Source organism: Microcoleus sp. F10-B2 (assembly GCF_036704965.1).
Lineage (GTDB): Bacteria > Cyanobacteriota > Cyanobacteriia > Cyanobacteriales > Microcoleaceae > Microcoleus.
This window is the reverse complement of sequence record NZ_JAUBTB010000166.1, coordinates 1-8,521: the sequence shown is the minus strand read 5'-3', so window position 1 is coordinate 8,521 and position 8,521 is coordinate 1. Positions and strand designations below refer to the sequence as shown.

The window sequence follows — 8,521 nt, the reverse complement described above, 5'->3', positions numbered from 1 at the left end:
AACTTGGGTATGGAAGTAATGCACGAGCGCAATGCTCACAACTTCCCGCTTGATTTGGCTGCTGGTGAAACCACTCCCGTAGCTTTGGTTGCTCCTTCTATCAATGGCTAAGTCTTAGCTATCGATTACAAAAAGCGCTCCTAGTAATAGGGGCGCTTTTTGTTTGGGAAAAAATATTTTTCAGACAGTCATGGACGCATGGGCCCGCCGGCGAAGACACCGCAACTACAAAAATAAACAGTTCGCGATCGCACTCCTATCAAAGAAACCGGGTTTTTTACCGAATCTACGGGCTGCAACCCATCTTTTCATAAAAAACCCGGTTTCTGACCACCCGTGCGTCCTGGACTAATATTAATAGGTGCGATCGCCCTTTAATCCAAGATAAATAATCCCCATGATATTTGAAACAGAGAGATTAGTTTTGAAACCGATTGTGGAGAGCGACCTCAACACGCTTCATAGAATTTTTATCGATGCCTATGTGAGGAGATATCTGTGCGACGGCGAAATCTGGTCGCTACAAAAGGTTGAAGAAATGCTTGCCGAAAACAAAAAGCTGTTTGCCCAAAAGCAATTCGGTATGTGGTTTATAGAAACTAAGAGCGATCGAGAAACTATTGGATTTGTTGGTTTGTGGTATTTTTTTGAAGAAGAACAGCCCCAGTTAGTTTACGCATTGCTGCCAACAGCAACTAAAAAAGGCTACGCTACTGAAGCTGCAACCAAAATAATAGAGTATTGTTTTGATGAACTTGGCTTTGAGTATGTTGTCGCAAGCTGCGATCGCCCAAACATTGAGTCGCAAAAAGTCGCAGAAAGACTCGGGATGAGGCAAGTAGAAGAAAGATTTATGAATGGAAATCCGATATTATTCTTTAGAATCGATAAGTAGTAATTAGTAGTAAGGGCGCAATGCACAAATGGCTTTCGGTGGTGGGGATTGGCGAAGACGGATTATCGGGATTGAGTGCGATCGCCCGTACCCTACTCGATCGATCTCAAGTCGTTGTCGGCGGTGCCCGTCACCTAGCCATGCTACCAACCGACGACACCCGCGAACAATTGCTTTGGACATCGCCGATACAAGCAACAGTCGATCAAATCCTCCGCCGCCGGGGACAGTCTGTGTGCGTGCTCGCCAGCGGCGATCCGATGTGTCACGGCATCGGCGTCACGCTGTCGCGCCAGATTCCCATTTCGGAAATGACTGTGATTCCCGCAGCATCGGCTTTTAGTCTTGCTTGCGCCCGTTTGGGTTGGCCGCTGGCCCAAGTTGAGACTTTCAGTTTGACAAATCGCCCGATCGCATCGATCGCCCTTGCTTTGTCGCCGGGGGCGCGCTTGCTGGTGTTGAGCGCTGACAGACACACGCCGCCAAAGGTGGCTGAATTGTTGACGCAGCGGGGGTTTGGCAGCAGTCTGATGACCGTGTTCGAGCGGATGGGAGGGGACTCGGAACGGCGGATCGAGGGGGTAGCAGCAGCCTGGAATGCAGCGGATTTGGCGGATTTGAACACGATCGCGATCGCAGTTGCAGCAGATCGACAAACTCTTATCCTCCCCCGAACTGCGGGTTTGCCGGATCCTGCTTATCGCCACGACGGACAACTTACCAAGCGGGAGGTTCGAGCCGTTACTCTGTCAACGTTAGCACCGATTCCCGGAGAGTTGTTGTGGGATGTGGGGGCGGGATGCGGGTCGATCGCGATCGAATGGATGCGGAGTCATCCTCGGTGCAGGGCGATCGCGATCGAACGCCATGCGACTAGATTGCAATACATCGCTGAAAATGCCTCGACTTTTGGCGTTCCCGAACTCGAAATCGTTGCGGGAGAAGCGCCGGAAGCCCTGACAAATTTGCCTCAACCGAATGCTATTTTCATTGGCGGCGGTGTCACCGCAGAAGCTGTGCTGGAAACTTGCTGGAATGCTTTAGGTGAAGGCGGCCGATTAGTTGTTAATGCGGTGACAGTTGAGAGCGAGTTTAAAGTTTTGCAATGGCACGATCGTTATGGCGGGGAACTAATTAGAATTGGGATTCAGCGAGTAGGGGCGATCGGTTCTTTTCAGGGTTGGAAACCGCTTGCGCCGGTGACTCAGTGGGCGGTAGTTAAAACCTAAAAGCCGATTCTTGCCTAGAAAGCTATGATAAATAAAGATATTATTGTCCTACTTTTGGCACAATTAACGGTTGATTATCAAAACACTAAATCCGAGCGCAAAGAGATATCTCAGAGGTATCTTGGTTCCGAAGAAGATTTATCGTTTTTGGAGGAGCTTGAGTTAGTCACAGTCAGCATTCGCGGTTATGCTAGTCAGATTGAGGCTAGCGCGGGAGTTGATAACCGGGAGGAAGCGATCGCAAATTTACATCAGCTTAGGGTGTTCGATCGTTCTGCGATTGCTGAGTTTTATGCTGAAACGCGATCGGGCTATCTTCAAATGCGATCGTATATCCGAATGCTAGACTATTTGCGGCTGCTGGTGTTGGAGTATTTGCAAATGGAATAGAGTTCCAGATAAGTTAGTTTACCAGACAACGTAGCCACCTCGACGATCGGCAATTTCTTGCTCTAACTCCACTTCATTGAGCAGTTTCATACCGTTGGCGATCGCCCGTTGGCGAAGTTTCCACAGGGTTTGACCGAGTTGTGTTTTGGGGGTAAATTCAGGTGAAGATTTGAGCGCTAGAGCTTGGGTAAACTGAAGGACTTTTGCGCGATCGGCGGGGGAAAGTTCGCACCAGTATTGTAGGAGGATTTCTTCGGGAGGCATGGAAACTTTTTGAGCGTAACTCTATAATTTATTTTACTCTTTTACAATCGATCGGGTCAATGCCATTGGCGATAATAGTCTAGTTTATGCCCATAATCTTTGAACAGCATAAGCATCAAACATTTCCTCGTGGCTGACTAAATAGGCATCTTCTGTCCACTACGCTAAGATGAAGGCAGGTTTACATTGTCTTATGAGGTCGTTATGACCAGTTCGCTATCATCTACAAGCCTTTCTCGCTATGTCACCCGCAATCCTGAAGTTTTGCAGGGGGAACCGATTATTGCAGACACTCAAGTTACGGTACGGGATATTGTGGTGTTTTGGAAATCAGGAATAAAGCCTGAAGAAATCCCACAGAAGTTACTTCAACTCGTGACGGCAGCTCAAGTGTTTGATGCGATTAGCTTTTATCTGGATAATCAGCCAGAAATTGACGATCGGATTGCTTGGTATGAGGCGCGTCCGATGTTGAATGTTTCACCTCTTTTGAGATGTAACCCGTTGTTGAATGAAGTCACGGAATATGTTCAGACCTATCGCCAAGATCGAAATGCTGATATCGATTTTCCTGAGTCTGAGACCCTATGAATCAATATATTCTCGATACCGACCATCTCACACTCTTGCAACACTCTAATCCACTCATATTGCAACGTTTTGAAACTCTCCATATTAGCGATGTTGCTATTACTGTCATCAATGTTGAGGAATTGATTCAGGGCTGGTTCAATGCAATTCGTCAAGCTTCGCAACCCGGACAGAAGCAACGCTTAACTTGGGCTTATGTGGGTTTGAGATCGGCTGTTAAATTTCTCAACGATTTTCTCGTTCTGGATTTTACCGAGTCAGCTTGCGAGCAATATTTGGCGCTGCGCCGTCAGGGAATACGAATTGGGACACAAGATTTGCGGATTGCGTCCATTGCTTTGGTTAATAACTCAATTTTAGTGACGCGAAATCGACAAGATTTTGCACAAGTCCCAGGACTGGTTTTGGAGGATTGGACATAACAATTGCCAAGCCAAGCTTATCCGGCATTTCCAACTTCTGCGAGGTGCCAAAATGTGATGCCACCTTCATTATGACTGAGCAAAATCCCCAAATCTTCCAGACTTTCTAGACAGTCGAGAATGACTTTTTGTTTGCGATTGGCGCCTTTGAAATGGTCGGTAACTTGGGCGGCTGTCCATTCGCCGCTTTGGGTGCGGAATAAGTCGCGGATGGCGGAAAGTTGCTCTTTCAGGGTTTTGGGGAAAGGTTGTTGTTCCGTGGGAGTAATGGCGGTTTCGGTTTCGGTGGTGATACCTGCAAGGGATGGTTGCACGTAGGTTTCGCCGGGGGCTTGGTAGTCGGGGCGCAGCCAGCGAATCAGTCCGTTGCGTTCTTCTTCGGCGCGTTGGGCGTTGAGGGTGACGAGGTTTTCCAGGATTTGGTCGTCGGTGAGGGTTGGTTCCCAACCATAGGTGGCAAATACGGCGGCATCAAGTTCGTCGTGGATTTGTTTGAGGGTGGAGACTAGGGCTTTTTGGTTGAAGGCTTTGTCTTTGTTGTCGAGGGGTTCGCCTTGGCGGAGTTTTTCGAGGAGGTTGTACATCGCGGTGATGGTGACTTCGGGGTGAGTGGCTTGGACTCGTTTGCGGTGGCTGTCGAGGCGTTCTCCGAGTTCTCGGATGGTTTGTTTTTGGGTATCCGTGGGGTCGGGGAAGGGGAAAGGGTCGAAGCAAACGGAGTTGTTATAACGTGGATCATTTCCAATTCCTAATCTGCCTCCTGCTGCCAGTGACCAACTAACATGAATTTTACTGGAAAGAACGCCTAGATAATACATATCATCCAGGAAAATAACAATGACTTCGCTTTCTGGAAAGACATTTTTTGAGCGAAGTGTAAAACATCTATGTTTAGCTGTTCTAGGCGTGAGAATATATCCATCTAGGTCTTTAATACCATCACGCATAATTGCGTTTGAGCGTCGATAGCGCCACCATTCACGACGTAACCTCAAATCGTTATTGATATCACGTACTGGTTTAACATTCTCTATCAACCACTGATAAGTTTTAGGATACTTGACCTCTAACTCCTGTTCTGATAAATGATTAACATCTATCACGTATCGCTCCTCTGGGCTTTGTGCTAAGTCTCTTCCTGTTAAGAATGGATGAATAATCTCTCTCTCAAGTAGTTTAATTTTTTCAGGAGGTACTAGAAATCCATTACTACCCAACTCAAATCCTTTAGAAGTGATGTCATAATTACTCTTGAGTGAATGTGCTTTTGTTACATCAATGCCTGTTTTAAGATTACTGAAAATTCTATCTACGGCTTTGAAAGCCACCTTGACCCGCTCGGCTTTATCTTCAGGATTATCACCTTCACCTTCGTTAGTTACACAACCAACTATAGGAAATTTAGCAGTTTTTTGAGAATCATTGAGTTCTACCCCTGTCATTGCAACAGTCACAGCGGCTCCTCCATCAGCCCAAGGGTGATCGGAAATTGCAAAAATCAATCGGATTGGATTCTTCTGGCTTAAATGTAAATCGATAAATTTTCGCTGTCTAACTTGACGAATGGTGTTTGTAGAGATAAATCCAAATCTTTCTATCTCATTTGAGTGTGTGAGTTCCGCTGCCTTATGCCACCAGTACATCACAAAATCAACAGTATCGGGCACATCTTTATAGACTTCTCTCAACGTTTCTGCATACCCATCCCCCAACATTTCCCGCATTCTTGCATTCCCAATAAACGGCGGATTCGACACTATATAATCCGCCTCCTGCCACACGGCTGCCCTTGGATTCAAATACCGATAAATTGTTACTTGGTTTGTCGGATCGGGAATATCCTCCCCCGTCACCAGACTCTTCATCATCCGCCCGCCCCAGCGAGTTCTCACCTTCCCCGCCGCATCCACATCCGGTTCCATCCCGTCATAGGCCAACACCGCATCCCGGCATTCAATATTGTTGTACTCTCGCAACACAGGTTCGATCGGCGGAATATCGCCAAACCGCCGAAAATGCCACTGCAAATACCCAATCCAAATCACCAAATCTGCGATCGCCGCCGCCCTAGGATTAATCTCAATTCCCAAAAACTGACTCGGATTAACTTGAGCAATATCTAACCGCAACTGCGCCGATCCGGTGACATCTTCCAAGCGCCGCAACACCTCCGATTCCAACCCTTTCAACAAATCCAACGTCACATACAGGAAATTACCCGATCCGCAGGCCGGATCGAGAATCTTTACCTGTTGTAACTCCGTCAGAAATGCCTCTAAAACTGAGCTCGCCTTTTTCCTTTGATTTGCAGTCGGTTCCGATTCTCCCGCGTTGAGCAACTGTTTAACCTCCGCTTGTACCGCAATCCAGCGATCGCCCAAAGGCTCCATCACCACGGGTTTTACCAACCGTTCCACATACGATCGCGGCGTATAATGAGCCCCCAACTTACTCCGTTCCCTCGAATCCAGCGCCCTTTCCAACAACGTCCCAAAAATCGCCGGTTCCACATTGCACCAATCCCGCTTCGCCGCCTGCAACAATACCTCCAACTGCGCCTTTGTCAGCGCAAATGCCCCAGAATCCGCAAACAATCCGCCATTAAACCGCAACAGTTTGCCATGAAAACCAAAACTCGTCCCCTCATTCATCGCCTCCCACAGCGCCTCTACCTCCGGCTTAAAAGTCTTCGGATTGAGAATCCAGCGCGTTTCCAGCGCCTGCGTAAACAAATGTTCTTTCAGTAACCCCACATCCTCAGCAAACATGGTGAAAATACAGCGCATCAAAAACTGGGCGACTTGCTGCGGATCGACATTCGCCTCCATCCGCTTCGCCAACTCTGCCAAATCCGCCGCCACTTCCCGCGTCACCCGCGCCGCAATTTTCTCCGGATTGCGCTGTTGCGGATTGCTAAAAATATCGACAAACAAATCGAAAACATCGGCTTTCTGCAACTCGATTAGCCCGATTTCTCGCCGCGCCCCATAGCCTCCGTAATCGCCGCTAAAACCCATCCACAATTCAAAATGATCGCCAATATCGCAAGTTAACAAAAAGGGCGGTTTGCTGCTGAGACTGCGGGTATAGGCGATCGCCTGCACAAACGCTTTTTCCATCTCCCGCAAATAGGTATTTGTCCCCCGCTTCGCCGTTCCTTTTTTGCTGGTTGTTCCGCCCTGTTTTGCCTCAATCAAAAAATGCTCAGCTTTGTAAAAGTCAATAAACCCCGGAGTTACTTTGCCGCTGGGGTGAAAAATTTTGACATCTTTATCAAAGCAGTAGGGATCGTTGGGAATTCTGCCTTTATCAAAAGGGCGCTCGACTCCCAGCGCATCGCACATTTCGGCAAAAAACAACTGGTAGTTTGCGCGTTCGTTACCGCTAGAACCTGCCCAGCGCGTGATGAATGTTTCGACACGCGTGCGATCGGCTTCATTCATGTTTCAACCCTGCTGCTTGCTTTTTCCTGATTTTATAATTAGATCGGTTCGGATTGGCGATTTATCTTGCGATTTTGGTTGTAAACTCCTGGCACATATTACCCAGTGGGCGGCAGTTAAGAGGTAAAATAATCCCCAATCTTCTATTTAGAAACACTTTGGCGAGATTTTAGTTCATAGTAGATGGCCCACCAGTATCACAACAAGCTCGTAGGCGAGATCTTCTTAAAGCTTGGAAAGTGACAGTAAGGCAAGAGGCTGAAAAATACTGGTCTTCGGAGCAGAAAACAGCTACTGGCCTAGTGATGCTTCAGATAACTTATTTCTACGATTCTGTTAAAATCGATGTAGACAACATAGTAAAGCCAATTCAAGATGCAATTATCGGGCTAGCCTATGTCGATGACGATCAAGTAACTGATGTTCTCGTCCGCAAGAGGAATTTATCAACTAACTTTAAAGTAGAAAATATGACCTCGATTCTAGCGGAAGGATTTGCCCGTGGTAATGAATTCTTGCACATTGTCGTAATTGATGCTCCTGACAAAGAGGTACTGACATGATCGCAACCCCAACTGCAAACATAGAAAGAGAGCAACTGCTGAAACTAGCAGAGGAGTATCGTGAGAAAGGTTATGAAATTTCATTTCATCCAAACTCTGAAGATTTACCGGACTTCCTTAAAAGCTATCGCCCGGATCTGATAGTGCGCCGGGGCGAAGAATCGGTGGTTATTGCAGTCAAGTCACGCGCTTCACTCAAGTCACCCTCTACTACATATCTACGTAATTTAGCCCAAGCAGTAGCAGAAAATCCCGGCTGGAGGTTTGAGTTAGTGATGACTAACTCGGAGGATGCAGTCGATATTTCCAAAGCTGAGGATTCTTTTCAAGAGCATGAAATAGAGTTGGGTTTGCAAGTCGCCAAGCAACTTGTAACACAACATCTAGAGTCAGCAATGCTATATTCTTGGTCTTTAGTTGAGGCAACTTTGAGGATTGTCGCCCATAAAGAAGAGCTAAGTTTGCAAAGATTAGAACCGCTGTATTTAGTGAAACAACTGACGGTTGAGGGCGTGATTTCTAAATCCGAATATCAGTTATTAATGAATGCGCTTTCTTTGCGGAACGCTATTGCTCATGGGTTTAAGACTACACAACTTACGCAAAATTCTGTGTGCGAACTGATTGAGGTAACAGAGAAAATATTGAAACCCACATTCCGCAGATGTGGGTCGGATTTCTTTATCAGTTGTGAAAACTTGGAAGCCAAACACTTTTAGGCTGA

General features: G+C 47.0%; 10 protein-coding genes. 8 read left to right on the top strand and 2 right to left on the bottom strand.

Annotated elements, in window-relative coordinates; all coding sequences use genetic code 11:
- The 4 genes from QUA99_RS31755 to QUA99_RS31740 all read left to right on the top strand — a co-directional run.
- On the top strand, positions 1-111 hold a 111-nt coding region (locus tag QUA99_RS31755), incomplete at its 5' end, for a photosystem II protein D1 (RefSeq protein WP_333245279.1).
- 286 nt (positions 112-397) lie between these two features.
- Complete coding sequence (locus QUA99_RS31750) at positions 398-895, top strand: GNAT family N-acetyltransferase (protein WP_333245273.1); 498 nt, start codon at positions 398-400, stop codon at positions 893-895.
- Between the two features lie 20 nt (positions 896-915).
- Positions 916-2,124 carry a precorrin-6y C5,15-methyltransferase (decarboxylating) subunit CbiE gene (gene cbiE / locus QUA99_RS31745; RefSeq protein ID WP_333245270.1) on the top strand — a complete coding sequence of 403 codons (1,209 nt, stop codon included), beginning with the start codon at positions 916-918 and terminating at the stop codon, positions 2,122-2,124.
- A gap of 24 nt (positions 2,125-2,148) precedes the next feature.
- A complete protein-coding gene (locus QUA99_RS31740; RefSeq protein ID WP_333043044.1) occupies positions 2,149-2,514 on the top strand; it encodes a hypothetical protein in 366 nt (121 codons plus the stop codon).
- An 18-nt stretch (positions 2,515-2,532) separates the two neighbouring features.
- On the opposite strand, the gene QUA99_RS31735 is transcribed toward QUA99_RS31740, so the two are convergent.
- Positions 2,533-2,778, bottom strand: coding sequence for a hypothetical protein (locus QUA99_RS31735; RefSeq protein WP_333245267.1), 246 nt, complete (start codon positions 2,776-2,778; stop codon positions 2,533-2,535).
- Positions 2,779-2,982: 204 nt separating this feature from the next.
- Here QUA99_RS31735 and QUA99_RS31730 point away from each other — a divergent pair, with 204 nt between their 5' ends.
- Complete coding sequence (locus QUA99_RS31730; RefSeq protein ID WP_333043041.1) at positions 2,983-3,369, top strand: DUF433 domain-containing protein; 387 nt, start codon at positions 2,983-2,985, stop codon at positions 3,367-3,369.
- Positions 3,366-3,791, top strand: coding sequence for a type II toxin-antitoxin system VapC family toxin (locus QUA99_RS31725; protein WP_333245264.1), 426 nt, complete (start codon positions 3,366-3,368; stop codon positions 3,789-3,791). Before QUA99_RS31730 ends, QUA99_RS31725 begins: the two co-directional genes overlap by 4 nt.
- A gap of 17 nt (positions 3,792-3,808) precedes the next feature.
- On the opposite strand, the gene QUA99_RS31720 is transcribed toward QUA99_RS31725, so the two are convergent.
- Complete coding sequence (locus QUA99_RS31720; RefSeq protein WP_333245261.1) at positions 3,809-7,234, bottom strand: DNA methyltransferase; 3,426 nt, start codon at positions 7,232-7,234, stop codon at positions 3,809-3,811.
- A gap of 176 nt (positions 7,235-7,410) precedes the next feature.
- Here QUA99_RS31720 and QUA99_RS31715 point away from each other — a divergent pair, with 176 nt between their 5' ends.
- Together QUA99_RS31715 and QUA99_RS31710 are read left to right on the top strand one after the other, a co-directional pair.
- A complete protein-coding gene (locus QUA99_RS31715; protein WP_333245276.1) occupies positions 7,411-7,797 on the top strand; it encodes a RusA family crossover junction endodeoxyribonuclease in 387 nt (128 codons plus the stop codon).
- Positions 7,794-8,516, top strand: coding sequence for a hypothetical protein (locus QUA99_RS31710; protein WP_333245258.1), 723 nt, complete (start codon positions 7,794-7,796; stop codon positions 8,514-8,516). Before QUA99_RS31715 ends, QUA99_RS31710 begins: the two co-directional genes overlap by 4 nt.
- Positions 8,517-8,521 lie beyond the last annotated feature (5 nt).

Coding starts and splice junctions, on each gene's coding strand:
- QUA99_RS31750 (WP_333245273.1), top strand. CDS start 398: ATGATATTTGAAACAGAGAGATTAGTTTTGAAACCGATTGTGGAGAGC.
- QUA99_RS31740 (WP_333043044.1), top strand. CDS start 2,149: ATGATAAATAAAGATATTATTGTCCTACTTTTGGCACAATTAACGGTT.
- QUA99_RS31735 (WP_333245267.1), bottom strand. CDS start 2,778: ATGCCTCCCGAAGAAATCCTCCTACAATACTGGTGCGAACTTTCCCCC.
- cbiE (WP_333245270.1), top strand. CDS start 916: ATGCACAAATGGCTTTCGGTGGTGGGGATTGGCGAAGACGGATTATCG.
- QUA99_RS31730 (WP_333043041.1), top strand. CDS start 2,983: ATGACCAGTTCGCTATCATCTACAAGCCTTTCTCGCTATGTCACCCGC.
- QUA99_RS31725 (WP_333245264.1), top strand. CDS start 3,366: ATGAATCAATATATTCTCGATACCGACCATCTCACACTCTTGCAACAC.
- QUA99_RS31720 (WP_333245261.1), bottom strand. CDS start 7,234: ATGAATGAAGCCGATCGCACGCGTGTCGAAACATTCATCACGCGCTGG.
- QUA99_RS31710 (WP_333245258.1), top strand. CDS start 7,794: ATGATCGCAACCCCAACTGCAAACATAGAAAGAGAGCAACTGCTGAAA.